This is a genomic window from Actinosynnema mirum DSM 43827 (assembly GCF_000023245.1).
GTDB classification, from domain to species: Bacteria; Actinomycetota; Actinomycetes; order Mycobacteriales; family Pseudonocardiaceae; genus Actinosynnema; species Actinosynnema mirum.
Genome location: NC_013093.1, coordinates 4,025,283 through 4,050,532 on the forward strand (window position 1 = coordinate 4,025,283; position 25,250 = coordinate 4,050,532).

Sequence of the window (25,250 nt, forward strand, 5' to 3'; positions counted from 1 at the left end):
GCGCACGCGCCACACGTCGTGCACCCGGAAGTCGCCGGTGAACCTCGCGGATCCACCACGGCATCCCGGTGCACGCGCTCTCGGGCAGCCTCGTGTCCCCCGGTGGGGCTGCCCCGCGACCGAGCCGGGTTGGCGGCGCTGCTGGCGCTCTAGCGCTCGCGCAGCACCCGCTCCCAGCGGCGCACCAGCGCCGGGTACACCAGCAGGTCCCGGAACGGGCCGATCAGGCGCAGGTGCCACCTGCCCACCCTGCCGTTCGTCCTGACCAGCACCGTCATCCTCAGCTCGTGCCCGTCCTCGCCGGGCGTCCAGCCCAGGCGCACCAGGCCGGTTCCGGCGGGACGCGGTCGGCCAGGGGGCGCACCCGCGCGCCCAGGCCGTGCTGGGGACGCTCCCGGCCCAGCAGCGCCCCCAGCCGCTCGCGGGCGGTGAACAGCAGTCCCGACGAGGTGTCCGCCACGCTGTCCCGCAGCAGCGCGGCCGGCACCGCCGGGAACTCGTCCGGTCCTGCCCCTGGGGCGCGCACGCGCCACACGTCCTCGACGCCGCAGCGCCGGGAGCGCCTGTTCACGCAGGCGCCCCCACCAGGTCAGGCGTCCGTTCGGCCGGCCCCGCCCGCCCCGCCCCGCCCCGCCCGCTGCCGCGAGTCCAGCGGCCACACCGCCGCCAGCAGGGCCTTCGTGTACTCGTGCCGAGGCCGCAGCAGCACCTCCTCCACCGGCCCCTGCTCCACGAACCGCCCGTCCAGCATCACCACCACCCGATCGGCGATGGTCCACGCCAGCCCCAGATCGTGGGTGATCACCAGCGCGCCCAGCCCCAGCTCGGCGCGCAGGCGCAGCAGCAGCGCCAGGATCTCCCCGCGCACCGACGCGTCCAGCGACGCCACCGGCTCGTCCGCCACCAGCAGCCTGGGCCCCAGCGCCAGCGCGCCCGCGATCACCACCCGCTGCCGCTGCCCGCCGGACAGCTCGTGCGGCAGGGCCTGGGTGAACGCCACCGGGGGGCGCAGTTCGGCCTGCTCCAGCGCCGCCGCGACCAGGGCCGCCTCGTCGCCGTCGACGCGGTGGATGCGCAGGCCCTCCGCGACCGCCTCGTACACCGAGTGCCGGGGGTTCAGGGCGCTGGTCGGGTCCTGGAGCACCAGCTGCGCCTGCCTCCGGAACGCGCGCAGCCCGGACGCCGAGCGCGGCAGCGGGGCGCCGTCGAACTCGACGCGGCCCGAGGTGGGGCGTTGCAGGCCGAGGAGGGTGCGGGCCAGGGTGGTCTTGCCGGAGCCGGACTGGCCGACCAGGGCGACGATCTCCCCCGGCCGCACGTCCAGGTCCACCCCGTCCACGGCCGTCACCCCGCCGAACGACACCCGCAGGTCGCGCGCGCTCAGCAGCGGCGGCCCCGGCTCCTCGTGCTCGCGCACGCGCCGGAACGCCGGGTCGCCGACGGTGGGGAACGCGGCGGCCAGCGCGCGCGAGTGCTCGTGCGCCGGTGCGGCGATGACCTGCCGGGTGGGGCCCTGCTCGACGACCTTGCCCCGGCGCATCACGGCGAGCCGGTCGCAGGTGGCGGCGAGCACGGACAGGTCGTGGCTGATCACGACCAGGCCGATGCCGCGCTCGGCGACCAGCCGGGTGAGCAGCCCGAGCACCTGGGCCTGGACGACGACGTCGAGCGCGGTGGTCGGCTCGTCGGCGATGACCAGGCCCGGCGCGCAGGCCAGCGCCATGGCGATCATGGCGCGCTGCTTCTGGCCGCCGGACAGCTCGTGCGGGTAGGCGCGGGCGGCGCGCGCCGGGAGCTCGACCTGGTCGAGCAGCTCGGCCACGGCGGCGTCCACGCCCGAGGGGGTGGGGACGCCGTGCAGGCGCATGGGCTCGGCGATCTGCCCGCCTATGCGCCGCACCGGGTTGAAGGCGTGCATGGCGCCCTGGAACACCACGGACGCCTCGGCCCAGCGCACGGCGCGCAGCCTGCCCCAGGACATGGTGGTCACGTCCTCGCCTCCGAGCAGGACCTGGCCGGTGACCTCGGCGGTGGGGGGCAGCAGGCGCAGCACGGACATGGCCACGGTGGACTTGCCGCAGCCCGACTCCCCCGCCAGGCCCAGGGTCTGCCCGGCGTCCAGGTCGAGGTCGACGCCGTCGACGGCGGGGTGCTCGTCGCGGGAGCGGGCGTAGCGCACCCGCAGGTCCCGCACCCGCAGCAGCGGGCCGGCCGGAGCGGCGGCGGTCATCGGCGGCCTCCCAGCCTGGGGATGAGCACGGACTCCATGGCGCGCCCGCACAGGGTGAACGCCAGCACCACGGCCACCACGCCCAGCCCCGGCGGGAGGATGAACCACCACGCCCGCTGGGAGACCGCGCCGTAGCTGCTGGCCGCGTGCAGCATCGACCCCCAGGACACGCGGGTGGGGTCGCCCAGGCCCAGGAACGACAGGGTGGACTCGGAGATGATCGCGCTGGCCACCGCCAGGGTGGTGTTGACCAGCACCAGGGGCAGCACGGCGGGCAGCACGTGCCGCCCGACGACGTGCGCGTGGCCGCCGCCCAGGGCCCTGGCGCGCTCGACGAACGGGCGGGCCTCCACCGCGAGGGTCTGGGCGCGCACCACGCGGGCGGTGGAGGGCCAGGAGGTGACGGCGATGGCGAGCACGATCGTGGACAGCCCGCGCGGCAGCACGGTGGACAGGGCGATGGCCAGCACCAGGGAGGGCAGGGCGAGGAAGAAGTCGGTGGCGCCCATGAGCGGGCCCTCGGTGCGGCGGAAGTGCGCGGCGGTGACGCCGACGACGGTGCCGATGAGCACGGACAGCACGGCGGCGGCCAGGCCCACGACCAGGGACACGCGGGTGCCCCACCAGGTCAGCAGCAGCACCGAGCGCCCGCTGTTGTCGGTGCCGAGCCAGTGCTCCGAGCTGGGTGGCCGGTAGGGGGCGCCGGTGGCCTTGGTGACGTCCAGGCCGCCCGCGTCGGTGAGCAGGGGGGCGAGCAGGGCGAGCGCGGCGATGGCGCCCAGCAGCACCAGGCCGGCCAGCCCCGCGCGGTGGGCGGCGAAGGAGCGCCAGGTGGCCGCGGCGGCGGCGAGGCGGCGGCGCCTGACCAGGGCGCTCACGAGGCGCGCACCCTGGGGTCCAGGACCCGGTGCAGCAGGTCGGCCAGCACGTTCATCAGCACCACCGCGCCCGCGAGCAGCACGAACACCCCCTGGAGCAGTTGCAGGTCCGGTCCGGTGAGCGCCTCGTAGGTCAGCAGGCCCAGGCCCGGCCAGGAGAACACCGTCTCGACGGTGATCGCGCCGGAGACGACCAGCCCGAGGTGCAGGAAGACGAGGGTGACGGTGGGCAGCAGCGCGTTGGGCACGGCGTGGCGGCGGCGCACCAGGTCGTCGCGCAGGCCCTTGGCGCGGGCGGTGGTGATGTAGTCGGCGTGCTTCTCCTCCAGCAGGGAGGAGCGCATGACCAGCAGGTACTGGGCGTAGACGACGGAGACCATGGTGAGCACGGGCAGCACCATGTGGTGGGCGACGTCGAGCGCCTGGGACGGGAAGTCGGGCGGGGTGTCGGGGTAGCGCATCCCGCCGCTGGGGAACAGGTCGCCGGTGACCATGGACAGCAGCAGGCCGAGCCAGAAGGTGGGCATGGCCCACTGGGCCAGGGCCGCGCCGGTGGAGATCCGGTCGAAGGCGCTGTCGTGCCGCCAGGCGCCGCGCGCCCCCAGCCACAGGCCGAGCGCCACGGCCAGGAGCGTGGCGGTGCCCGCGAGCAGCACGGTGGGCCACAGGCGCTCGCCGATCAGCTCCAGCACGGGGCGGCGGAAGGTGTAGGAGGTGCCCAGGTCGCCGCGCAGCGCGTCGGCGACCCAGGCGGTGAACTGCTCGTGCACGGGCCGGTCGACGCCGAGCTCGGCGCGCAGGGCGGCGAGCTGGTCGCGGGTGACGGGGCGGCCCCTGGTCATGGCGACCACCGGGTCGCCGGGGATGACGCGGAAGAGCAGGAAGCCGAGCACGACGACGAGGACCAGGCTCGTCGCCGCGCCCGCCAGCTTCCCGAGCAGGTAGCGGGTGCTCACTCGCGGTCCTCGGCGCCCGCGCCGCGCCTGCGGGCCAGCAGCACCCCGCCCGCCACGACGACCACCGCGACGCCGACGATGAGGATGACGACGAGGGTGCCGTTGCCGGTGTCCCGCTGCGCGCCGGCGGCGGCGGGGGTGGCGCCGTAGTAGCCCCACACGCCGTTCTGGGCCATGATCACGCCGCCGGGGTCGGGCTGGACGGGGAAGCCGGTGAACTTGTCGCTGCGGTAGGCCTCCAGCACGTTGTCGTACCCGAGGACGACGGCCGGGACCTGCTCGTAGAAGCGGCGCTGCATCTGCTTGACCAGGTCGGCGCGCTTGGCCTGGTCGAACTCGGCGCGCTGGCGGGCGTGCAGCGCGTCGTACTCGGGGTCGCAGAAGAACGTGTCGGTGGTGCCGCCCTTGCCGTCGGCTCCGGGGCGCTGGGCGCAGGTGTGCAGCGACAGGATGAAGTCGGGGTCGGGGTTGGTGCCCCAGCCGGAGAAGACCAGGTCGAAGGTGCCCGCGGTGGCGGACTCGTTGAGCTGGTTGTCGGAGACGATCTGCACGTCGACGGCGACGCCGATGGCCGCGAGGCCGCCCTTGACGAACTCGGCGGCCTGCTCGTCGTAGGCGCGGCTGGCGTGGCCGAGCAGGCGCAGCCGCAGCGGGCGGCCGTCCTTGGCGCGGGTGCCGTCGGCCCCGCGCGCGTAGCCCGCGGCGTCGAGGGCGGCGTTGGCGGCGGCGGGGTCGTGCGGCAGCGGGTCGGGGTCGGGCTGCGGCAGGTGGTAGGCGGGGAAGACCGGCGGGATGGGGCCGGTGCCGCGCTGGGCGTAGCCGTTGTTGACGCGGGCGATGATGGCGTCGCGGTCGATGGCCTGGGCGATGGCGCGGCGCACGACGAGGTCGCGCAGCGCGGGGTGGCCGTCGCCGATGGGCTCGCCGGTGTTGGTGGCGGCCCCGGAGTTGAGGACCAGCTCGTTGAAGCGGCGGCCGTTGGCCTTGTTGCGGGTGACGCCCTCGGCGCCTTCCAGCGAGTCGAACTGGGCGGGTCCGAGGCGGTTGACCAGGTCGACCTCGCCCTTGGCCAGGGCCTGGGCGGCGGCGTCGGTGGTCTTGTAGTAGACGAAGACGAGGCTGTCGTACTTGGGCGCGCCGCGCCAGTAGGTCTTGTTGGCGGCGAAGCGGATGAACTCGTTGGGCTTGTGCTCGGTGAGCACGAACGGGCCGCTGCCCACGACCGGGCCCTGGTCGTTGGTGTAGTCGCCGACGTCGGTGACCTCGGACCAGACGTGCTCGGGGACGATGGGCACGTCCAGGGCGAGCATGGTGGCCTGCGGCTGCTTGGTCCTGATGACGACCTCGCGGCCGTCGGCGGAGGCGGTGACGGACTCGAAGTCGGCGGTGAAGCTGCCGTTGGCGGTGGCGGCGGTGGTGTCGCGCATCATCAGGTCGTAGGTGAAGGCGACGTCGTCGGCGGTGATGTCCTGGCCGTCGGACCACTTGCGGCCCTCGGGGACGTGGAAGGTCCAGGTGAGCCGGTCCTCGCTGGAGGACCACCGGTCGGCGAGGGCGGGGACGGGGGTCTGGTCGCGCTGGTCGTAGGCGGTGAGGAAGTCGTACATGAGCCTGCCGACCTCGGTGCTGGCCTGGAAGGTGGCCAGGAACGGGTTGAGCGAGTCGACCTGCTGGGTGATGGCCACCCGTAAGACGACCTCGTTCTGGGCCTGGGCCGGTACCCCGAAGGGCAACACGGACAGACCTGCCGCCGCCGACGCGGCGACGATACGCTGCCAAACACCCACAGTGACCCCCTCCTACACTGAGTGGATGTCAGAAATTAACCACTATGGCGGTAGTAGCGTCAAGAGTTGTCGTGAACTGGTGGGGGTGAACCCGTGCGCGTGCTGATCTCCGCCGACATGGAGGGCGCCACCGGCGTCACCTGCACCGCCGACGTGGTGCCGCAGACCGAGCAGTGGCAGCGCTTCCGCCGGATGTTCACCGACGACGTCAACGCCTGCGCCGCGGGGCTGTTCGACGGCGGCGCGGACGGCGTGCTGGTCAACGAGGCCCACTCCAGCCAGCGCAACCTCCTGCTGGAGGCCCTGGACCCGCGCGCCCGGATGCTCACCGGCCGCCACAAGCCGCTGTCGATGATGCAGGGCGTCGACGGCGACGTGGACGGCGTGGTGTTCCTCGGCTACCACGCGGGCGCCGGGCAGGAGGGCGTGCTCGCCCACACCTACCTGGAGAACTCGATCACCGGCGTGTGGCTCGACGGCGCGCCCGCCTCCGAGGGCAGGCTCAACGCCGCGCTCGCCGCCGAGCACGGCGTGCCGGTGCTGCTGGTCACCGGCGACGACCGGGCCTGCGCCGACGCCGCCGACTACGCGCCCGGCGCGGAGCTGGTCGCGGTCAAGGAGTGCGTCAGCCGCTACGCCGCGATCTGCGCGCCCCCGGCCGTCACCTCCGCGCTGATCACCGAGGCCGCCCGGCTGTCGGCCGCGCGCGCGGGCCGGTTCGAGGGCGTGGTGGCCGCGCACCGGATCGAGGTCGAGTTCGACGCCACCCACCTGGCCGCCGCGGCGGCCGTCGTGCCCACCGTGGAGCTGCTGTCCCCGCTGCGGGTGGGGTTCGACGCGGCGACCATGACGTCGGCCATGCGGGCGTTCAAGGTGGTGACGACCATCGCGGCGGCGGCCGTCGAGGGCATCTACGGTTAGGCCCCATGGCTGAAGACGTCGTGGACCTCTGCGCCGCGCTGCTGCGCATCGACACCACCAACCGGGGGCGCGGGGACGCCGAGGGCGAGCGCGAGGCCGCCGAGTTCGTCGCCGCCCACCTGGAGGGCTGCGGCGTCGGCGCCACCCTCGTCGAACCCGCCCCCCGGCGCACCAGCGTCCTGGCGCGCGTGCCCGGCGGCGACCCGTCCCTGCCCGCCGTGCTCGTGCAGGCCCACCTGGACGTGGTGCCCGCCGACGCCTCCGAGTGGAGCGTGCCGCCGTTCGCCGGGGTGCAGGAGGGCGGGTTCCTGTGGGGGCGCGGCGCGGTCGACATGAAGGACATGGTCGCCATGACCCTGGCCGTGGTCGGCGAGTGGGCGCGCACCGGGCGGCGGCCCCGGCGCGACGTGGTGCTGGCGTTCGTCGCCGACGAGGAGGACCGGGGCGACCTGGGCGCGCACTGGCTGGTCCAGCACCACCGCGACCACTTCACGGGCGTGGCCGCCGCGATTAGCGAGTCCGGCGGCTACTCGTACCGCTCGGGCGGCAGGCGCGTGTACCCGATCGGCACCGCCGAGCGCGGCACCATGCACCTGAGGCTGACCGCGAGAGGCAGGGCCGGGCACGGGTCGCGGCGCAACGACGACAACGCCGTGGTCAAGCTCGCCAGGGCCCTCGCCCGGATCGCCGCCCACCGCCACCCGGTGCGGCTGACCCCGGCGGTGCGGATGTTCCTGGAGCGCACCGGCACGGCGCTGGGCGTGCCGGTGGACCTGGCCGACGTGGACGCCACCCTGGCCAGGCTCGGCCCGGTGGGGGCGCTGGCCGAGTCGACGGTGCGGTGCAGCACCACGCCGACGGTGCTCAGCGCCGGGTACAAGGTCAACGTCATCCCCGGCACGGCCGTGGCGGAACTGGACGTGCGCACCCTGCCGGGGACGGAGGAGGAGCTGCTGGCGGACGTGGACGCGCTGCTGGGGGCGGGTGTGGAGCGGGAGTTCCTGGAGAACCAGCCCGCCGTGCAGGCGCCCGCGGACGGGCCGTGGTTCGAGGCGATGGAGGCGGCGCTGCGGGCGGAGGACCCGGAGGCGGTGGTGGTGCCGTACTGCATGGGCGGCGGAACGGACGCGAAGGCGTTCAGCACGCTGGGCATCGACTGCTACGGCTTCGCCCCGCTGGCCCTGCCGGAGGGGTTCGACTACCGGGCGATGGCGCACGGGGTGGACGAGCGGGTGCCGGTGGACGGGCTGCGGTTCGGGGCGCGGGTGCTGGACCGGTTCCTGTCGAGGTGAGCGGTCGGGGGGACCGTGAGGGCAGCGTCGGCGCCTGCGCGCTGTCCCGCTTTCCCTTGTGGCGGGAATCCGCACGCGGATAGATCGGAGGTGCCGCCGCGGGAGCAGGGGAGATGATGATCATGCACGCTCGCAGTGCCGCCGAGTCGTCGAAGTCGAGGCGTGACACCGCCGCCGGTCGAGGTGCGGCGGGCACTCCCCCCTCCGCGTTCCGGGCGCCACCCGACAGGCCGTTGCCCGCGACCGCGCTCCCCGCGTTGCAGCGCGGCCTCGGCAACGCCGCCGTCGTCGCGATGCTCGCCGAGCAGACCGCGATCCAGCGGTCGGCGCGCCCCGAGCGCGACGTCCAGCGGGCCGACGTGGACATGGACGACGCGGACATGGACGCCATCACCGCGGCGTACCTCCAGGATCGCAGGAACGCCTTCATCCGCGCGCTGCGAACCGAGTTCGGGGACAACGGATGGTCGTGGAGCGGCAGTGCGCCGAACGGGGAGGAGTCGTTCAGGGCGACCGCCCCGACCAAGCAGTCGAAGCCCAAGGACTTCAGCGGCGAACCGGAGGTGCAGGCCCTCCGGTGGGTGTCGAGCGTGGTCAAGTCCTACCTGGACATGGGCGATCCGAAGGAATCGCAGCACTGGCCGCTGAACCCGGTCGAGGTCCAGTCGGCGATCGGCGGCGACGGCACGCTGATCATCGCCGCCAACGACCAGAGCTCCAACGCGCGGCTGCAGAGCCTGGCCGGCCGCGCGAGCAGCGGTAAAGCCCTGCTCGACACCTTCCTCGAACGAAATGCCACCAGGGGCACTTCCCTGGCCAAACCCTCGGAGCACCGGGAGGAGATCGAGAAGAGACTGCACAGGCACCACGAGAACCTGAAAGAACTCCTCTCGAAGGAACCAGCCAGCCACAGCGCCGTCATGGAAGCGCTCAAGCGCAAGATCACGGTGGCCTCGAACGGCGATGCCGCGCTCCACGCCGAGCGCAGGATCGCCGAGAGGAACCAGGGCACCCCGCAGTTCATCGCGGGGACCAAACGCCCCTGCGTCTCCTGCTTCATGGCGAACTACCCGAACGGCTCCGAACTCCACCCTGGGATCTTCCACTCGGGGCCTGCCTCCAACGTCGACATCGACGAGTACCGGAACGGCATGAACAACAACAGCGACGAGGAAGCGCGGGAGTGGGCGAAGAGGCTGTTCCAGCGGATGGTGGACGCGGGTGTCACCAGCACCTACCAGACGCTGGTGTGGCACTGCGGCAGGAAGGTGTACGTGCCGGTCCCCGAGGTGGGAACCGACTCCGAGACGGGGGGATGACCGCTCGGCCTCGTCGGCCCAGCAGGGGGCGCGAACCGCCAGCCGGGTGAACCCGGACGCCGCCGCTCACCCGCACAGCCCTGGACACCTCCAGCCTTATCGTTAAACTTTAACGCTAAGGCGAAAGGAGGTCCCCATGTCCAGGGTCACGATCGCCCAGGTCGCCGCCGAGGCGGGGACCTCCGCGATGACCGTCTCCAACGTGCTCAACAACCGCCCCGGCGCGTCCGGGGCCACCAGGGAGCGCGTCCTCGCCGCCGCGCGCAGGCTCGGCTACCGGCCCAACCTGGCCGCACGCCACCTGCGCGGCGGGCGCACCGGGCTGGTCGGGGTGCTCACGCACGACCTGACCAGCCAGTACGCCCTCGAGATCGTCCGGGGGATCGCCGACGAGCTGGCCGTGGCCCAGCGCGAGGTCCTCATCAGCGCCACCTACCAGGACGCCCACCGGGAGACCGAGCGCATCGGCCTGCTCACCGGCGGCCTGGTGGACGCGCTGCTGCTGGTCGCGCCCGTGCTCGACGCCGACGCGCTCGCGCTGCTCGCGGACACCGCGCCGCGCTGCCCGACCGTCGTCGTCGACCCGCGCGCGTTCGACATCGCCCCGCCCACCGTCGCCGTCGACAACTACGGCGGCTCGCGCGCCGCCACCGAGCACCTGATCGGGCTCGGGCACACCAGGATCGCGCACGTGTGCGGCCACCCCGGCTTCGAGTCCTCGGCCGAGCGGCTGCGCGGCTACCGCGACGCCGTCCGGCTCGCCGGGCTGCCCACCGACGAGGTGCCCGACGGGGCGTTCAGCCACGAGTGGGGCTTCCACGCCGGCGCGGAGCTGGCCGAGCGCGCCGACCCGCCCACCGCGGTGGTCGCCGCCTCGGACCTGATCGCGCTCGGCGTCATCGACGCCGCCAGGGCGCGCGGCCTGTCCGTGCCCGCCGACCTGAGCGTCGTGGGCTTCGACGACCTGCCGCTGGCCGCCCAGCTCTTCCCCGGACTGACCACCGTCCGCCAACCGCTGCACGACATGGGAGTCACCGCCGTGCGAATGCTCACCGACCGACCCGACAGCCCGCGCGACGTCCGGATGGACACCACGCTGATCACCAGGGGCACCACCAGGGGGGTGCTCTAGAACCGTGCACGTGCTGTCCTACTTCACCACCGACCACGAGGCGCTGCACGTGGCCACCAGCCCCGACGGCCACGAGTTCACCCCGCTCGACGACGGCGCACCGGTGCTGCGCGGGCAGGTCGGCACCGGAACGCTGCGCGACCCGTTCCTGCTGCTGGGCCCGGACGGGCTGTACCACCTGCTGGCCACCGACGGCTGGTCCAGCCCGCGCATCGTGCACGCCACCTCCCCCGACCTGCGCCGCTGGTCGCCGCAACGCCTCCTGGAACCGATGGCCGGGGTGACCGGGGCGCGCAACGCGTGGGCCCCGGAGGCGTTCACCGACGACGACGGCGTCGTGCACCTGCTGTGGTCCTCGGTGGTCGACCCGGCCGACGACGAGCACGACTGGCACCACGCCAACCAGGAGCACCGCATCTGGCACACCGCCACCCGCGACTTCACCGAGTTCACCCCGCCGCGGGTGTTCTTCGACCCCGGCTACCCGGTGATCGACGCGACCGTGGCCCGCGCGGACGGCCGCTACGTCATGGCGTTCAAGGACGAGCGCGGCGAGAACACCCCCGGCACCGACCACAAGAACATCCTGCTCACCACCTTCACCGACCCGTACGGCCCGCTCGGCGAGCCCACCGGCCCGGTCACGCCCAGCCCCGTGGAGGGGCCGTCGCTGTTCCGCAGGGGCGACGAGTGGGTGCTGATCTTCGACCACTTCCTCGACGACGGCTACGGCGCGCTGGCCAGCGCCGACGACATGTCCACCTGGGAACCCACCGACATCGGGATGCCGCCGGGGATGCGGCACGCCTCGGTGCTCGTGGTGCCGTAGAGCCCGCGCGCCCGCCGGAGACGGGCGGGGAACGCGCGGAAGAGGGGAGCACACCGTGCGCACGACACCGGCCGCCCTGGCGGTCCTGATCGCCCTGCTACCCGCGTTGCCCGCCTGCTCCGCCGCCCCGGCCGACGGCGGCGAGGTCCTCACCGTCGTCGGCTGGAAGGGCGGCGGCGGCGAGGAGGCCCGATTACCCGAGCTGAACGCGGCCTTCGAGCGGGCCCACCCCGGCGTGCGGGTCGAGCACCACTACGTCGGGCCCGGCAACTACGAGACGTACAACAACCCCAAGCTCGCGTCCGGCACCGCCGCCGACGTGATCATGGTCGACAAGGCCAAGACGCGCACCTGGACCGACCAGGGCTACCTCGCCGACCTGTCCGACCAGCCCTGGGTGCCCGCGGTCCACCCGGAGCTGGCGCCGTTCACCACGGTCGACGGGCGCACCCGCCAGTTCACCCAGGAGAACATCGGCATCGGCCTGTACGCGAACCTCGACCTGCTGGCCTCGGCCGGGATCACCGAGGTCCCCCGCGACTGGCCCACCCTGCTCGCCACGCTCGACACCCTGCGCGAGAAGGGCAAACCCGGCCTGCTGGTGCCCAACAAGGGCGGTTGGGGCGGGGTGCAGCTCGCGCTCGCGCTGGCCGTGAACCGGCTCGCCCCGACCTGGAGCGCCGACTACAACACCGGCCGCGCCCGCTTCGGCCCGGACTGGGCGCCGGTCGTGGACGAGCTCAAGCGCGCGGTCGCCTCCGGCGCGGTCGACGGCAGGCTCATGCTCGGCCTGGACGCCTGGTCGGACGCGCTCACCGAGTTCAAGGCGGGCCGCTGGGCGTTCCTCATCCAGGGCGCGTGGAAGCTCGCCGACTTCCGCGCCGACCTCGGCTTCCGCTTCTCCCTGAGCCCCATCCCCGCGGGCCCGGCCGGGAGCGAGCCGGTGGCAGTGACGTTCGTGGGCACCGGCTGGGCCGTCAACGCGGACGCCCAGCGCCCCGACCTGGCCCGCGAGTACGTGAAGTTCATGGCCGAACCCGGCAACGCCCGCCTGTACTGCGAGGCCGAGGGCGCGTTCTCCACCCTCGTCGGCGGGACCACGACCCTGCCCGCCGAGGCGTCCGCGCTGGTGGCGGCCTTCGACGCGGGCCGCTGGGCCGGATCGCCCGCGCAGGGCCTCGACTTCCCCGGAGCCGAGGAGGTCATGGGCACCGCCCTGCAGGAGGTGTTCCTGGACCCGACCACCCCCACCGGGGACGTGCTCGCCGCCCTCGACCGGATGCCCGCGCGGGGGTGAGGGATGCTGCGCACCCGCACCGCGCTGGCGCTCGTCGCCCCCGCCGTGCTCCTCTACGCGGCGCTGCTGCTGTACCCGGCGGTGCGCGGCGTCGCGCTGAGCTTCACCGACGCGCGCGGCGTGGTCGGCGGGCGCGTCGTCGGCCTGGACAACTACCGGGCGCTGCTGGCCGACCCGGCCGTGGGCGCGGCGCTGCGCAACACGCTCCTGTTCACCCTGGTCGTGGTGGTGGCGCAGAACGGGGTGGCGCTGCTGCTGGCGCACTGGCTGCACCGGGTGCCGTCGGTGCGCTCGCTCACCCGCGTCGCGCTGCTGGTGCCCAGCACCACCGCCGTGGTCGTGGTCGGGTACGTGTGGGCGCAGGTCTACTCGCCGGTGGGCGGGCCGCTGGACGCGCTGCTCGGCGCGCTCGGCCTGGACGAGCTGCGCCGGGTGTGGCTGGGGGACCCGGCGACGGCGCTGCCCGCGATCGCGGTGGCGACCGTGTGGATGTACCTGGGGCACGCGACGGTGATCTTCCTGGCCGGGTACCTGGCCGTGCCGACCCCGGTGTTCGAGGCGGCCGAGCTGGACGGGGCGCGCGGGTGGCGGCGCTTTTGGCACGTGGACTGGCCGCTGCTGGCGCCCGCGCTGACGATCAACGTCACCCTGTCGGTGATCGGGTCGCTGCGGGTGTTCGACCTGCCGTTCGTGATGACCGGGGGCGGGCCGGGGGACGCGACGCGCACGCTCAGCCTGCTGGTGTACGAGAGCAGCTTCCGCGACTACCGGTTCGGGTACGGCACGGCGGTGGCGACGGCGCTGCTCGGGGTGACGGTGGCGGCGTCGCTGGTGATCACGCTGGTGCTGCGGCGGCGGGAGGTGACGTGGTGAGCGCGCGGCGGTCCGGTGCGCGGCGGTCGAGCCACCCGGTGGCGGCGGTGTTCCTGGTGGCCGTGGCGGTGGTGGTGCTCTCGCCGCTGGCGTTCGCGGTGGTGGCGTCGCTGCGCACCGACGCCGAGGTCGCCGCCGACCCGCTCGGCTGGCCGAGCACGCCTGCGTGGGGCAACTACGGGCGGGCCGCCGAGGCGATGGGGTACGGCAGGGCGGTGCTGAACACGCTGGTGGTCACCGGGGGCGCGGCCGTGCTCACGGTGCTGGCGGGGTCGCTGTGCGCGTGGGCGCTGACCAGGCACGTCCGGCGGTGGACGGGGGCGCTGTACCAGGTGTTCGTGGCCGGGCTGACCGTGCCGGTGTTCGTGGTGCTCACCCCGGTGTACCTGCTGCTGCGCGACCTGGGGCTGATCAACACCCACCTGGGGGCGGTGCTGGCGCACGCGGCGCTGAACCTGCCGTTCGCGGTGTTCTTCTACTGCGGTTTCCTGCGGGCGGTGCCGGTGGAGCTGGAGGAGGCCGCGGTCCTGGACGGCTGCTCCACGCCGAGGCTGTTCACCGCCGTGGTGTTCCCGCTGCTGCGCCCGGCGACGGCGACCATGGCGGTGTTCGTGGTGCTGGCGGTGTGGAACGACCTGATCGTGTCGATGCTGGTCCTGGACGACGAGACCCTGCGCCCGGTCACCCCGGCCGCGTACGCCCTGGTGGGCCCGTACGGCTTCGAACCGTCGACCCTGTTCCCGGCCGTGGTGCTGGCGGCGGCGCCACTGGTGGCGGTGTTCCTGGCGCTGCAGCGGCACATCGTCGCGGGCATCACGGCGGGCGCGGGCCGGTAGGAGGAGGGGCGGGCCGCCGAAGACCGCCGGGGGATGTGCCGCTCGAGGGGACGGCACATCCCCCGGTTTCCGGGGTCAGCAGGGCTGTTCTGGCGTACCTCGCGCCCATCCAGCCACACCAGCCACTTACGTCACGGTGACGCTAGCTGCGCCCATCGGTCTCGGCCGACGGCGGTCACCACCCGTCCCGCACCGGGGCGTCCAGGGCCTGCCCGACCAGGTCGGCGGCGCTGCGGGACGGGTCGCGGGCGGCGTGGTTGTAGACCTGGCTGGTGGTGTCGATGCTGCTGTGGCCGACGTCGGCCTGGACGTTGCCCAGTTCGGCGCCCGCCTCGACGGCGGTGGTGACGTAGAAGTGCCGCAGCGCGTGGGGGTGCATGGCGTCGGCGACGTCCAGCAGCGCGTCTCCCCCGCTCTCGGCGAGCCTGCGCAGCAGCTGCCAGAGCGCCTGCCGCTGGTACCGGTTGCCGGTGCGGGTGGTCAGCAGCGGGGTGGTGTGCGCGGTGGCCCTGCGGTCGGCGCGGGTGAGCTCCTTGCTCCGGCTCTCCTGGGTGCGCAGGTAGCCCATGAGCGCGGTCTCGGCGAGCGAGTGCAGGTACACGATCCGCGTCTTGCCGCCCTTGCCCTCCACCCGCAGTGCCCGCCGCCCCCGGTTGACGTGCAGGTCGGCGCGGTCGAGCCCGCAGATCTCGCTGACCCGCAGCCCGAGCGTGAACAGCGCGACCACGGCCCCGGCCCGCGCGGTGTCGACCTCGGAGGCCCCGCGCCTGGGGGCCCGCGCCACGTCGTAGAGCGCGCGGACCTGGCCGATGGTGAGCGTGACGGTGCTGGTGGCGTTGCCGCGCGGGGCGACCAGCCCGAGCCGCCGCCGGTCGAGCGCGGCCGGGTTGCCCTCGGCGAGCCCGACGTCGGCCAGGTGCGTGTACAGCGCCTTGACGGTGGCGAGCATCCGGTCGCGGGTGGCCACGGCCGCCCCGGCGGCGTCGAGCTGCGCGAGCCAGGCCTTGACCTGCGTGGACCCGGCCGTGAGCGGATCGATCCCGAGCCCGGCGCACCACCGGAACCAGTGCAGGTGCCGCAGCCGCCCTCGGGGTGCGGGCGGCGGCCGGTGCTCGCCGGTCGCGGGGGCGGGGTTGATCTGGAGCACGGCGCTGTACCGGATCACGGCGCGCGTCCACGCGGGTTCGGCGATGTCCAACCACTCCCGCACGTCGTTCGGGCTGACCGGCAGCCCGACCCCCTCGGCGTAGGTCCGCCGGGTGGCGCTGTTCCCGTACGCCGCCAACCACTCCGCGATCTCCCCGACCAGCGCCGCCGGGTCGGCCACCCCAGGCCACGGCCCACCCCCCGCGTCACCCTCTCCCCGCAGCTCAGGCGCCCCGCCCACCAGCACAACGTCACTCACCGCACGCGCCCCTACCTCTAGGTGATCTTCCCAGCTCAACCCTACCCACTTTTCAACTTAGCTACAAAAGCACACTTCTGTAGCTGAGTATAGTTGGGGTTAGTTATCTACAACTACCGGTTGCTAGTTGCGTAACCCATTACTAGGATCTTGCGTGTGCCGGTCACTCCCGCGGAAAAAACCCCGCTCTGCGCCTTCGCGCGCTGCAAAGCCCCGCTCCCGCCGCCCGGACCGAGGGGAGGCCGCCCGTTCGAGTACTGCCCGGACCGCGCGTGGCCGGGCGGTCACACGTGCAAGCAGCTGGCGGCGGCCGAAGCCGCGCTGACGGAGGCCCTGGAAGCGCCCCCGTCGCCGAACCTGTCCGGGTCGACGAGCGTGTTCGTCACCGCGGCGACCCAGGTCCTGCACCCCCTGGAGGAGCTGGGCGCGGCCCTGCGCGAGCTGAAGGGCGCCACCACCACCGAGCTGCGCGAGGCCGCCGAGCAGGTCGACCGGGCCAAGGCCGAGGCGGCGCAGGAGCGTCAGGCCCGCGAGCACGCGGAAGCCGTCGCGGCCCGGTCGGCGGAGGCGGTCACCGAGGCGACCGGGGCGAAGGCGGCGGCCGAGGCCGCCAGGGACGAGGCGCTGGCCGACGCCCGCACCGCGCGCGAGGAGCAGGCGGCGGCGATGAAGCGCCGCGAGGAGGCCGAGACCGTCCAGCGCGGCGCGCTCCTGGACCTGGCCCGCGTCACGGCGGAGCGGGACGCGGCCCGTCACCAGGCGGAGCAGTCCACCGCGACCGCCGCGGCCACGGTCGCCGCGATCACCGCGTCGGCCGACCAGCGCGTGCAGGCCGCGACCGAGGCCCAGGTGACCGCGCGCGAGCAGGCGGCCGAACTGCGCGCCGAGCTGACCTCGCTGCGCAACCAGCTCTCCGAGCGCACCACCAGGCTCGTCGCGGCGGAGGCCACGGCGGAAAGACTGCGCGCGGAGACCGAGCAGCGCGTCGAGCGGATCACCGCCGAGGCCGAGGCGAAGCTCGACCAGGCCCGAGCCGAGCAGGACAGGCGCGCCGCCGAGCTGGGCGCCCAGACCGAACGCGCCGACTCCCTGCAACGCGCCCACGACCACTACCGCAGGGTGGTCGACCGCGTCGCCGTCCTGGCGGGCGCGCACAGCGCGTCCGACGAGCCGGAGGTGACCCGCCAGACCCTGGAGGCGGTGGCCGCGCTCACCCGCGAACGCCCCGACCACTGATCCACCCGAGCGGTCGTGCGGTCCCGACCACGTCGTCGGGACCGCGCTCTCCTACCCGGTCACGCCCCCCACCTCACCACTTCTTACGTCACCGTGACGAAAATGGGTGGTGTCCCAGGATGCCCGTTGATCACGTCTTCTCGGCCACCTCGGCGAGCTGGTCCTGCAACCGCGCGTGCCGGAACTGGTGCACGGCCCCGGTCCGCCGCAGCACGCCCCGGCGGCGCGCGTCGTCCAGGAACCCGAGCACCGACCACGGCAACCTGCCCGTGAGCGGCAGCCAGAACCGGGTGAACAGCAGCCAGCGGCCCCACGCGGTGAAGGTGAAGACGTAGGCGGAAGCGCAGGTCAGCGCACCCGTAAGCCCCAAGGACAGCCCCTGGTCCAGCGGCCAGACGAGCGGGCCGACCAGCGGTTGGAGCAGCGCCGTCACCAGCGTCCCCCCGAACGCGATCGCCAGCACGAACACCGGCACGAGCACGGCCACCCGGCTCAACACGGTCGTGCGGTCGGTGCGCAGCACGGCGGACGGGCTCAGCGCCGCGTCCAGGTCGACCGGCGCCTCCAGCACCGAGGTGAGCGCGAAGACCGCCCCCACCGCCACCCCGTACACCAGGCCCAGCACGAGCGCGTCCACCACCGCCATCCGCACCTGCTCCCGCAGCGACCCCGGCAGCGCGCCCAGCACGGCGAGCGCCAGCAGCGACGCGGGCTGCTGCGCGATCCCCACCGCGACCCCGCCGAGGAACCCCGCGCTCCCCCGCCGCGCGAACACCGGCCCACGCCACCCGGACAGCCGCACCCGCACCCGCGACGGCTCGAACGCGCCACCGCCCCGCGCGACCACGACCGCGTGCGCCAGCCCGACCCCCAGCCCCACCACGGGTCCGAACAGCACCGCCTCCACCAGCACGGCCCGCAGCCCGCGCTCGAACCCGAAGGCCACCACGTACTGCGGCAGGAACACCAGCAGCGTGGCGAGCGTCGCCGTCACCGCCGACACCAGCCCCGCCCCGAGCAGCCGCGCCGGTCGGCCGAGCGCGGACTCCAGCTGCCACCACGCCAGGTCCGGGGTGTCCAGCCGCTCCAGGTGCCGGGCCAGGTTCCCCAACCAGCGCCGGGCCCGCTGCGGCGTCTCCCCGCGGCCCCCGGTGTGCGGGCCGTAGGCGGTGGGCACGAACCGGTCCAGCAGGTGCCGCTCCAGCTCGCGCGCGGTGGGGAACCGGGTGCGGTCCAGCAGGGCCTCGGGCGGTTCACCGGTGTCGCCGTGGACGCTGCGGGCGAGCACGACCATCAGCGGCGTGCCGAGCACGGCGGTCAGGTTCACGCAGGCCGGGTCGCCTGGGCGCTCGCGCAGGGCGGTGAGCACCGGTTCCCAGCGGCCCGCCCGGCTTGAACGGCGCAGGTGCTCGGCCGAGTCGGCGACCGTCAGATCCTCGACCCGGATGCCCGCGGCGGCGGACAGCCTGCCCGCGCGCTCGACCGCGTCCCGGTACTCGTCAGGGCGGCTGGTCAGCAGCACCGGCAGCGAGGTCGCGCTGAGCGCCGTCAGCGCGGGGCCGCGCAACCGCCCGGCGATCTCGTCGAACCCGTCCAGCACCGGCAGCACCCGGCCCGCGTCGACCAGCGCGCCCGCCAGGGCCGTGCCGTCGGGGGCGGGCGCGGCCAGGTCGGGGTGGTCGCGCAGCAGCCGCGCCACCAGCCAGTCCCGCAGTCCGGTGGCGCTCGGGTCCCACGCGCCCACGCTGAAGACCACCGGCACCGGGTCACCTGGAGCGCGGACGTCCAGGTGGTCCAGGGCGAAGCGCAGGGCCAGCACCGACTTGCCCGCACCCGCGCGCCCGAGCACCACCAGCCTGCCTGAGGGCACCGACCGGTAGACGTCCACGACCTGGCCGAGGTCACCCGCCAGCGCCACCGGCCGCACCTGCGCGCCCGGTGGCGCGCCCAGCACGTTGGCCCAGTGGTCGACCAGCTCCCCGGGCGCGGCCCGCCACCGCACCGGCAGCGGGAACGGGTGGTGCGCGGCCCGCGCCTCGACCTCCCGCAGCCACCGCCCCCGCAGCACCTCGGCGAGCTGCTGCGCCGCAACCGCCAGCGGACCGGTCGGGACGGCGGCTTCCCCGGCCACCACCCCCGCCATCAGCTCACGGCGCTCCGCCTGCGTGAGCCCGAGCGCGTCGGCCAGCAGCCGCAGGGTGTCGAGCCGGACGTTCTCGTCGGCGCCGTTCTCCAGCCTGCTGATGGTCCGCACGCTGATCCCGGAAGCTGCCGAGAGCTGCTCCTGGGTGAGCCCCGCCGAACGCCGCGCCCGGCGGAGCGAAGGGCCTAACTCGCTGGTCACCTCGGTGCGCCCCCTCGACGATCTCCGGACGGGCCACCCTACCGCCGGGACCGGACACAACTGTCCGGTCCCTGACCTGGTCCGCGAACCGGCGCGAGAGCGAGGGTGCGATCGACCCCGACCTGGAGGAAATCCCATGACCCCGCACCGCAGGATCGCCGCAGCGCTGGCGCTGGCAGCCGTCATGGCCCCCGCACCCGCCGCCACCGCCGCCCAGCCCGCCCCCGAGCCCCCGCACCTCACCGACGGCCACGGTCTGACCGTGGTCGAGCAGCCCGCCTGGCTCGACGGGGGCCACCGCAGCTTCAGCTTCGCGGTGCGCTCCACCCAGGTGCCCACCCCGACCCTGATGACCGGCCAGAAGCCGGGACAGCACACCGTCGTGGTGACCCTGCCCGAGGACTACGACCCCTCCGGCACGACCAGGCACCCGGTCCTGTACTCGCTGCACGGCAACCAGGACAGGCCCGACAGCCCGTGGAACCGGCAGCTCGCCGAGCGGGCGACGGCGGGCACCCCGCTGATCACCGTGCAGCCCAACGGCGGGCGCAGCTGGTACTCGAACTGGGTCAACCCCGGTTCGCTGGGCCCGCAGAACTGGGAGAGCTTCCACCTCGACCAGGTCATCCCGTTCGTCGACGCGAACCTGCGGACCATCGCCGCGCGCGAGGGGCGGGCGATCGCGGGCCACTCGATGGGCGGGTTCGGGGCGTTCCACTACGCCGAGCACCGGCCGGAGCTGTTCGGCCACCTCGGCAGCTTCTCCGGCGGGCTGGACCTGCTCGACCAGGCGCAGCGCGTGGCGGTGGTGGAGACCGCGCTCAACCCGGCGTCCGGGGTGCCCACGATCGGCGCCGACACGGTCTTCGGGCCGCCGGTCTGGCCCCTGGACGGGGTGTGGAACGCGCAGAGCCCGGCCCAGCACGTGGCGTCGCTGCGCGGCGTGGGGGTGGCGATGTACGTCGGGAGCGGCGGGGACCTGCTCGACAACCCGGTGCAGGCGGTGGTGGAGAACCGGGCCAGGCGGACCAACCTGGCGGCGGCGGCCAACCTGCGGGCGGCGGGCATCGCGCACGACTTCGTCGACTACGGCGACGGCAGCGGGTGGGCGCGGGGGTGCACGGGCAAGCACGCCCAGTTCGCCTGCCTCCAGGCCGACTGGGACCACTTCGTCGGGTTGCTGGTCGCGCGGTCGCGGCAGTGGTGACGACGGCGCCGGGTGGACCGCTGCGGCCCACCCGGCGCCGTCGCCGCTGGTCAGGTCACGGCTGTTCGGCCGCGCCGAGCACGCTGACGACCGCGGTGTCGGCGGCGAACAGGCCGAGGTCGCCTTCCAGGCGGTAGCGGCGCTCGTGCTCGGTGTCCTCGCCGCCCTGGCCGCGCGCGCCGCCCGCCGCCGGGACGGCCGGGAAGCCGGAGGACGCGGCGCCGCCGGTGCCGGTCGGCGCCGGTCCGGTGGTGGGTTCCTCCGGGTTGTTCGCGAGGACCGTGGTGAGCCTGCCCGACGGCCGCGCGCCCGCGGTGCCTGTGCTCGCGGCGCCGGTGCCCGCCGCCGCACCCGCGACCGGGAGCGCGCCGCCGGACGGGGACGGACCCGAGCCGGTCTGCGGGGCGCCCGTGGCGGGGCCACCACCCGCGCGCAGGTCCGGCGTGGACGGGGACAGCACCCCGGTGCTCGTGGTCGTCCCCGGCGGCAGCGCGGCCGACTGCTCGGTGGTGCCGAGGTCGTCGGGAGTGCCGGGGTCGGGTGTGCCGGCCAGGGACGTGCTGCCAGGGTCCTCGGTCGTGGCCAGGTCGTCGCCGGTGCTCGGGTCCTCGGTGCTGGTCACGTCCTCCGGCGTGCCGGGTCCGGGAGTCGTGGCGGCCTCGGTCGTGCTCTTCTCCACCCGCCCCAGGTCCTTCGACGCCGTGCCCCTGGTCGTCTCCGGTGGTGTCCCGGCCTGCTCCGCCAGGTCCCGCAGCAGGTCGACCACGGCCTGCACGACGGTCAGCACCGCCGTGACCAGCTTCATCAGGTTCACCCCGCAGGCCAGCAGGTCCGCCATGATCTCGGCGATCGCCTCCCCGCACCGGGCCGCGATGCCCACGCACGTCGCGATCGCCTCCCCGATGCTCAGGCCCATCGTCAGCGGGGCGCGGGCGATGCCGCCCGCCATCACCGGCACCATCTCGCGCACGGCGTCCACGATCTTCCCGACGACGCCGCTCAGCGCCCCGACCACCTCCTCACCGGCGCCGCTGACCGCTCCGGAGATCGTGGCGGCGGCCTCGGCGAGCGCGCTGACGCCGTCCGCGACCTGCGCGCCGGTGATCCGGTGCGCGTCACCGGCCTCACCGCTCCACCCGTCGGTCGCGGCAGCCGCCTGCCGGAACGCGTCGGCGAGCGCCCCCACGTCCGCCGCCACCTCCCGCACGCCCCGGGCGGACGAGGTGACCGCGCCCCCGTCGCCCCGGAGCTGCTCCAGCGGCGTGGACAGGAACGACACGTGCGGGGTGAGGACGCCGACGCCCGCGTCCGCCAGCCCGGCCAGCGGGTCGACCGCCGCGCCGAGCAGCCCGAGGTCGCCCTCCGCGCGCCCGCCCTCGGACCACTCCCGCCCGCGCACGGCGGCGGACAGGCCCCTCAGCTCGGCCAGCAGGGTCCCGGTCGTCGTGCCGCTCATCGGGTGGTCCCCTCGGTGAACTGGTCGGCGGAGTCGTCGTCGGCGCGCTGGTAGTCCTCGGCCGAGCGGCGGACGGCGACGCCGATCGCGTCGACCGACGCGGACGCGCTGCCGATCGCGGCGCCCGACCGCCCGACGGCGTCGGACAGCCCCGCCGCGAGGAACCGGGTGAACGAGCCGAGCGCGCCCTCGGGCACCCCGTCCGGGGCACGTCCGGACGCCCCGGCGAGCCGGTCGGCGACCCCCGCGACCGTGGCCGCGTGCCTGCGCAGCTGTTCGGGGTCCACGTGGAAGCCGCTCATGCCCGCACCCCGGGGTTCGCGTAGTAGTCCTCGTCGTCCTGCTCGTCACGCCTGCGCACGGCGGCGGGCTGGTGCTCGCGAACCGCGTCGAGCGCCGCGCCCTCGCCGACGAACCCGGTCATGATCTCGGCGATCCGCCCGGCCGCCGAGGCCCGCGCGGCCTCGGCGGTGGCCACGACCAGGTCGGCGAGCACGTCCGGTTCGAGGGCGCGGGCGTGCGCGGACAGCCGCAGCCGCGCCAGCGCGCCCCCGGCGCCCACCCACGCCTCCACCTCGCCGCGCGGGGAGGTGGCGTGCCCGCCGACCTGCCGCAGCAGAGCGCCTGCCCGAGCCGCGCCGTCGGCCGCGCCCGCCAGTTCCCGCCGGTAGTCCGCCAGCCACTGCTCCGCGTTCACGCCCGTCCTCCTCGGTCATCCGGTTCCACGTCACCGGTCAGCGCGCGCAGGAAGCGGCGCACGTCGTTCGGGTGCAGCGGGTTCACGCTCACCCAGCCGTCCGCGCCCCGGTCGATCCGGAGCCTGCCCGTCGCGCCGTCGAGCCAGGACAGCTCGACGCGGCCACCCCGCCTCGTCGTCGCGCCGAGCTGTCCCCGGCCGCTCACCCCGCGCAGCAGCACGGCCAACCGGTCCAGCTCCGCCGGGTCACCGCCCGCGTCGCGGGTGAGCGCGCGCAACCGGTCCTCGTCGGCGCCACCCGAGGCCGCGTCGACCACCTCGCAGGGCAGGGTGATCGGGACGACGGGCGCGCCGGGCAGGGCGGGCACGTCCCGCAGCAGCTCGTCCACCAGGCCGTCCCGGTCGACCTCGACGACCTCGACCAGGTGGGTGAGCGCGGGGGTGAGCGGCTGCCTGCACACCACGGCGGTCCGCTCCCGGCGCAGGGCCAGCACGCCGCGCGGGCCGTCCGCGCCGCCGGTGAGGACCAGGTCGACCGGGTCGGGGCGGGCGCGCAGGGCGGTGACCAGCGCGCCCGCCAGACCGGTGGGGCCGGTGTGGTCGGCCAGGTCGCGCGCGATGAGCGTCGCGCCCGCCGAGGCGAGCACGGCGGCGCGCTCCCCGGCGGTGCGGCCGTGGTTCGGGACCCGCACGGGGTAGGGCATCGGGGCGCCCGCGTGCGTGGTGAGCAGGTCCAGCTCGGCAGGCGCGAAGCGCGCGGCGCTCACCGGTGGCCCCCGGTGACGGCGTCGACCGCGTTCAGCGTGGACGAGACGGCTTCGTCGAGGTCGGAGTACTCGGACAGGGTGGTGACGAGGGTGCGGTGGTAGGCGCGCAGGGCGTCGTCCGCCGCGCTCAGCTCACCGGTCAGACCGGCCTGGCCCGCGGTGGCGCTGAGCCTGTCGGCCATCGCCAGCGCCGGGGGCGCGGTGCCCAGCAGGGGAGGCAGCTGTCCGAGCGCGGTGGCCGGGACGACCAGCGCGGACAGCGCGTCCGCGACGTCACCGAGGCTCTTGACCAGCGCGTTCAGCTCCGGGAGCGCGATCTCGTAGCCGTGTCCCGTCATGCCTGCCTCCCCTGGGCGGCGTCCCACCGGGTGTCCCCGATGACAGCTCTGGTGGCGGGCCGGTCGTCGTCGAACAGATCCGTGGCGGCGTCCGGCTGCCGCCGCTTGTGGGTGCGGGCCTCGGCGCCCGCGGTGCTCTGCGGCGGCGTGGGCAGGGGCGGGGTGCCGGGTGGCGTGGGCTGGGCGACCGGGCGGGGTGGGACGAGGAGCTGGTTGATCACGGCGCGCAGTGCCGCCGCCGCGCCCGAACCGGGTGGCGCGGTGGGCGCCGGGCCGCTTCCGGGGTGCGGCGAGGGCACGTCGGCGTGCAGCAGCCGGGACCACGGCACGCCGACCGCGGCAGACGCGGCGGTCGTGCCCGCGTGGCCGGCCGGGACGCAGCCGCTTGGGCTGCTGCTTCCCGCAGCTCCGGTGGCTCCGGTGGCTTCCACGGCGACTCGATCGGCGCCCACGAGCGTGGTCGTCGGGCGAACGGGCGGCGTGATGAGCGCGTCGCTGCCGTGCAGGCTCGCCTCGTAGCCGCGCATCACCTCCTCAGCCAGGGCCCGCCCGGCTCCGGCCATGGCGGCGGCGCCGAACATGCTGGTGCCACCCGCGGCGACCGCGCCAACCGCGAACACCACCCCGCTGCTCGCGGCAACGTCCCCAGCGGCAACGTCCCAGGGGGTGCCCCCTGGCGGAGGGGGCATGGTGCGCTTGGCCAGGGCGAGCGCGTCCGCGGACTCCTGCGCCGCCCGCCCGACCAGCCCAGCCCGCGCACCGATGGCGCCGATCAACTCGGCCAACTCCCCGATCCGCTCGGCGGCCCGCTCGGCCACGTCACCCCGCCAGTGCTCGGCGAGCGCACCCCGCTGCCCCCGCACCGCGTCGGCGTGCCCGGTCAACGCCTCGGCGTGCCGCTTCCACTCGGCGGCGATCTCGCCGACCACCCCGATGTCCGCCCGCTCCCGCAACATCCGGTGCAGTTCCTCGTGGCTGTAGGCGGCCCAGTTGGTCGCCTCGAACGAGGCGCGCTCGGGCAGCGGCGGGCCTCCTGTGCCACCGCCACCGCCACCCGAACCGGTCAGCGCCGCGCGCAACGCGTCGACGGCGCTCCGGCTGGACGCGTCAAGCTCCCGCACCGCCGCAGCGAACGAGTCGTCGATCATCCTCAAGCTCCCCCCTGGCCTGTCCGTCATGCCGCCGAGGGTGAGGGCGCTGCCCCGGCCGCCACCAGGTCAGGGGCCGGACACGTATGTCCTGGCGCGCGACCTGCGGGAACACCCCCGGACGTGCCACGAGTCAGGCACGGCGCGATCACGGCGGCGGCGACCGCGCTGCGGTGGCACGTCGAGGACGTCCTGCTCCACTACAGGGACCTGGTCCACACCCTCCTGCCCCGACGATCAACCGGATGACCTATCCACTCGTGCTACGGTGAAACGGATTCCCTATCCACATCACCGCCACC

General features: G+C 74.7%; 25 protein-coding genes. 11 read left to right on the top strand and 14 right to left on the bottom strand.

Annotated elements, in window-relative coordinates; genetic code table 11:
• Positions 1 to 149: 149 nt before the first annotated feature.
• From AMIR_RS42780 to AMIR_RS17285, 6 genes are read right to left on the bottom strand one after another with little or no spacing between them, the layout of a single operon-like run.
• Positions 150 to 278 carry a DUF2867 domain-containing protein gene (locus AMIR_RS42780; protein ID WP_084798914.1) on the bottom strand — a complete coding sequence of 43 codons (129 nt, stop codon included), beginning with the start codon at positions 276 to 278 and terminating at the stop codon, positions 150 to 152.
• A 2-nt stretch (positions 279 to 280) separates the two neighbouring features.
• A complete protein-coding gene (locus tag AMIR_RS42785; RefSeq protein ID WP_049796870.1) occupies positions 281 to 571 on the bottom strand; it encodes a DUF2867 domain-containing protein in 291 nt (96 codons plus the stop codon).
• Positions 572 to 589: 18 nt separating this feature from the next.
• Positions 590 to 2,230, bottom strand: a complete 1,641-nt coding sequence (gene nikE / locus AMIR_RS17270; RefSeq protein ID WP_015802245.1) for a nickel ABC transporter ATP-binding protein NikE — start codon at positions 2,228 to 2,230, stop codon at positions 590 to 592.
• Positions 2,227 to 3,108: an ABC transporter permease gene (locus tag AMIR_RS17275; RefSeq protein WP_015802246.1), complete on the bottom strand. Its 882-nt coding sequence runs from the start codon at positions 3,106 to 3,108 to the stop codon at positions 2,227 to 2,229. Before AMIR_RS17275 ends, nikE begins: the two co-directional genes overlap by 4 nt.
• Complete coding sequence (locus tag AMIR_RS17280; RefSeq protein ID WP_015802247.1) at positions 3,105 to 4,064, bottom strand: ABC transporter permease; 960 nt, start codon at positions 4,062 to 4,064, stop codon at positions 3,105 to 3,107. The genes AMIR_RS17275 and AMIR_RS17280 overlap by 4 nt, the downstream gene beginning before the upstream one ends.
• On the bottom strand, positions 4,061 to 5,851 hold the full coding sequence (locus tag AMIR_RS17285; protein WP_015802248.1) for an ABC transporter substrate-binding protein: 1,791 nt from the start codon (positions 5,849 to 5,851) through the stop codon (positions 4,061 to 4,063). Before AMIR_RS17285 ends, AMIR_RS17280 begins: the two co-directional genes overlap by 4 nt.
• Before the next feature lie 93 nt (positions 5,852 to 5,944).
• Between AMIR_RS17285 and AMIR_RS17290 the strand changes: the two genes are divergently transcribed.
• The 8 genes from AMIR_RS17290 (at position 5,945) to AMIR_RS17325 (ending at position 14,350) form a co-directional block, all read left to right on the top strand.
• Positions 5,945 to 6,772, top strand: a complete 828-nt coding sequence (locus AMIR_RS17290) for a M55 family metallopeptidase (protein ID WP_015802249.1) — start codon at positions 5,945 to 5,947, stop codon at positions 6,770 to 6,772.
• A gap of 5 nt (positions 6,773 to 6,777) precedes the next feature.
• Positions 6,778 to 8,064, top strand: coding sequence for a M20/M25/M40 family metallo-hydrolase (locus tag AMIR_RS17295; RefSeq protein WP_015802250.1), 1,287 nt, complete (start codon positions 6,778 to 6,780; stop codon positions 8,062 to 8,064).
• 122 nt (positions 8,065 to 8,186) lie between these two features.
• Positions 8,187 to 9,383, top strand: coding sequence for a hypothetical protein (locus AMIR_RS17300; RefSeq protein WP_143760760.1), 1,197 nt, complete (start codon positions 8,187 to 8,189; stop codon positions 9,381 to 9,383).
• Between the two features lie 136 nt (positions 9,384 to 9,519).
• Positions 9,520 to 10,515 carry a LacI family DNA-binding transcriptional regulator gene (locus AMIR_RS17305; RefSeq protein ID WP_015802252.1) on the top strand — a complete coding sequence of 332 codons (996 nt, stop codon included), beginning with the start codon at positions 9,520 to 9,522 and terminating at the stop codon, positions 10,513 to 10,515.
• A 4-nt stretch (positions 10,516 to 10,519) separates the two neighbouring features.
• A complete protein-coding gene (locus AMIR_RS17310) occupies positions 10,520 to 11,344 on the top strand; it encodes a glycoside hydrolase family 43 protein (protein WP_015802253.1) in 825 nt (274 codons plus the stop codon).
• Between the two features lie 55 nt (positions 11,345 to 11,399).
• Entirely contained in the window at positions 11,400 to 12,641 is a 1,242-nt protein-coding gene (locus AMIR_RS17315; RefSeq protein WP_015802254.1) for an ABC transporter substrate-binding protein, read from the top strand.
• A 3-nt stretch (positions 12,642 to 12,644) separates the two neighbouring features.
• Positions 12,645 to 13,514: a carbohydrate ABC transporter permease gene (locus AMIR_RS17320; protein ID WP_015802255.1), complete on the top strand. Its 870-nt coding sequence runs from the start codon at positions 12,645 to 12,647 to the stop codon at positions 13,512 to 13,514.
• On the top strand, positions 13,511 to 14,350 hold the full coding sequence (locus tag AMIR_RS17325; RefSeq protein ID WP_049796871.1) for a carbohydrate ABC transporter permease: 840 nt from the start codon (positions 13,511 to 13,513) through the stop codon (positions 14,348 to 14,350). The genes AMIR_RS17320 and AMIR_RS17325 overlap by 4 nt, the downstream gene beginning before the upstream one ends.
• A gap of 175 nt (positions 14,351 to 14,525) precedes the next feature.
• Here AMIR_RS17325 and AMIR_RS17330 read toward each other — a convergent pair whose 3' ends face one another.
• A complete protein-coding gene (locus tag AMIR_RS17330; protein WP_143760761.1) occupies positions 14,526 to 15,755 on the bottom strand; it encodes a tyrosine-type recombinase/integrase in 1,230 nt (409 codons plus the stop codon).
• Positions 15,756 to 15,911: 156 nt separating this feature from the next.
• Between AMIR_RS17330 and AMIR_RS17335 the strand changes: the two genes are divergently transcribed.
• Positions 15,912 to 16,991, top strand: coding sequence for a coiled-coil domain-containing protein (locus tag AMIR_RS17335; protein WP_015802258.1), 1,080 nt, complete (start codon positions 15,912 to 15,914; stop codon positions 16,989 to 16,991).
• A 130-nt stretch (positions 16,992 to 17,121) separates the two neighbouring features.
• Here AMIR_RS17335 and AMIR_RS17340 read toward each other — a convergent pair whose 3' ends face one another.
• Complete coding sequence (locus tag AMIR_RS17340; RefSeq protein ID WP_015802259.1) at positions 17,122 to 19,335, bottom strand: helix-turn-helix domain-containing protein; 2,214 nt, start codon at positions 19,333 to 19,335, stop codon at positions 17,122 to 17,124.
• 136 nt (positions 19,336 to 19,471) lie between these two features.
• Here AMIR_RS17340 and AMIR_RS17345 point away from each other — a divergent pair, with 136 nt between their 5' ends.
• Positions 19,472 to 20,542 carry an alpha/beta hydrolase gene (locus AMIR_RS17345; RefSeq protein WP_015802260.1) on the top strand — a complete coding sequence of 357 codons (1,071 nt, stop codon included), beginning with the start codon at positions 19,472 to 19,474 and terminating at the stop codon, positions 20,540 to 20,542.
• A 55-nt stretch (positions 20,543 to 20,597) separates the two neighbouring features.
• On the opposite strand, the gene AMIR_RS35840 is transcribed toward AMIR_RS17345, so the two are convergent.
• From AMIR_RS35840 to AMIR_RS35845, 6 genes are read right to left on the bottom strand one after another with little or no spacing between them, the layout of a single operon-like run.
• Positions 20,598 to 21,998 carry a hypothetical protein gene (locus AMIR_RS35840; RefSeq protein ID WP_015802261.1) on the bottom strand — a complete coding sequence of 467 codons (1,401 nt, stop codon included), beginning with the start codon at positions 21,996 to 21,998 and terminating at the stop codon, positions 20,598 to 20,600.
• On the bottom strand, positions 21,995 to 22,300 hold the full coding sequence (locus AMIR_RS17355; RefSeq protein ID WP_015802262.1) for a type VII secretion target: 306 nt from the start codon (positions 22,298 to 22,300) through the stop codon (positions 21,995 to 21,997). The genes AMIR_RS35840 and AMIR_RS17355 overlap by 4 nt, the downstream gene beginning before the upstream one ends.
• Positions 22,297 to 22,695, bottom strand: coding sequence for a YbaB/EbfC family nucleoid-associated protein (locus AMIR_RS17360; protein WP_015802263.1), 399 nt, complete (start codon positions 22,693 to 22,695; stop codon positions 22,297 to 22,299). Before AMIR_RS17360 ends, AMIR_RS17355 begins: the two co-directional genes overlap by 4 nt.
• A complete protein-coding gene (locus tag AMIR_RS17365; protein ID WP_015802264.1) occupies positions 22,692 to 23,462 on the bottom strand; it encodes an ESX secretion-associated protein EspG in 771 nt (256 codons plus the stop codon). Before AMIR_RS17365 ends, AMIR_RS17360 begins: the two co-directional genes overlap by 4 nt.
• The gene (locus tag AMIR_RS17370) at positions 23,459 to 23,800 is read right to left on the bottom strand and encodes a hypothetical protein (protein WP_015802265.1); all 342 of its coding nucleotides are present in this window, start codon (positions 23,798 to 23,800) and stop codon (positions 23,459 to 23,461) included. The genes AMIR_RS17365 and AMIR_RS17370 overlap by 4 nt, the downstream gene beginning before the upstream one ends.
• Complete coding sequence (locus AMIR_RS35845) at positions 23,797 to 24,948, bottom strand: hypothetical protein (protein ID WP_015802266.1); 1,152 nt, start codon at positions 24,946 to 24,948, stop codon at positions 23,797 to 23,799. The genes AMIR_RS17370 and AMIR_RS35845 overlap by 4 nt, the downstream gene beginning before the upstream one ends.
• A 123-nt stretch (positions 24,949 to 25,071) precedes the next feature.
• Between AMIR_RS35845 and AMIR_RS42790 the strand changes: the two genes are divergently transcribed.
• Complete coding sequence (locus AMIR_RS42790; RefSeq protein ID WP_280956291.1) at positions 25,072 to 25,197, top strand: hypothetical protein; 126 nt, start codon at positions 25,072 to 25,074, stop codon at positions 25,195 to 25,197.
• Positions 25,198 to 25,250 lie beyond the last annotated feature (53 nt).

What these genes read in the sequence shown, in the direction of transcription:
- AMIR_RS35840 (WP_015802261.1), bottom strand. Translation starts at nt 21,998, where the DNA reads ATGAGCGGCACGACGACCGGGACCCTGCTGGCCGAGCTGAGGGGCCTG.
- nikE (WP_015802245.1), bottom strand. Translation starts at nt 2,230, where the DNA reads ATGACCGCCGCCGCTCCGGCCGGCCCGCTGCTGCGGGTGCGGGACCTG.
- AMIR_RS17295 (WP_015802250.1), top strand. Translation starts at nt 6,778, where the DNA reads ATGGCTGAAGACGTCGTGGACCTCTGCGCCGCGCTGCTGCGCATCGAC.
- AMIR_RS17305 (WP_015802252.1), top strand. Translation starts at nt 9,520, where the DNA reads ATGTCCAGGGTCACGATCGCCCAGGTCGCCGCCGAGGCGGGGACCTCC.
- AMIR_RS17370 (WP_015802265.1), bottom strand. Translation starts at nt 23,800, where the DNA reads ATGACGGGACACGGCTACGAGATCGCGCTCCCGGAGCTGAACGCGCTG.
- AMIR_RS17320 (WP_015802255.1), top strand. Translation starts at nt 12,645, where the DNA reads ATGCTGCGCACCCGCACCGCGCTGGCGCTCGTCGCCCCCGCCGTGCTC.
- AMIR_RS17345 (WP_015802260.1), top strand. Translation starts at nt 19,472, where the DNA reads ATGACCCCGCACCGCAGGATCGCCGCAGCGCTGGCGCTGGCAGCCGTC.
- AMIR_RS17355 (WP_015802262.1), bottom strand. Translation starts at nt 22,300, where the DNA reads ATGAGCGGCTTCCACGTGGACCCCGAACAGCTGCGCAGGCACGCGGCC.
- AMIR_RS35845 (WP_015802266.1), bottom strand. Translation starts at nt 24,948, where the DNA reads ATGATCGACGACTCGTTCGCTGCGGCGGTGCGGGAGCTTGACGCGTCC.
- AMIR_RS42780 (WP_084798914.1), bottom strand. Translation starts at nt 278, where the DNA reads ATGACGGTGCTGGTCAGGACGAACGGCAGGGTGGGCAGGTGGCACCTG.
- AMIR_RS17300 (WP_143760760.1), top strand. Translation starts at nt 8,187, where the DNA reads ATGCACGCTCGCAGTGCCGCCGAGTCGTCGAAGTCGAGGCGTGACACC.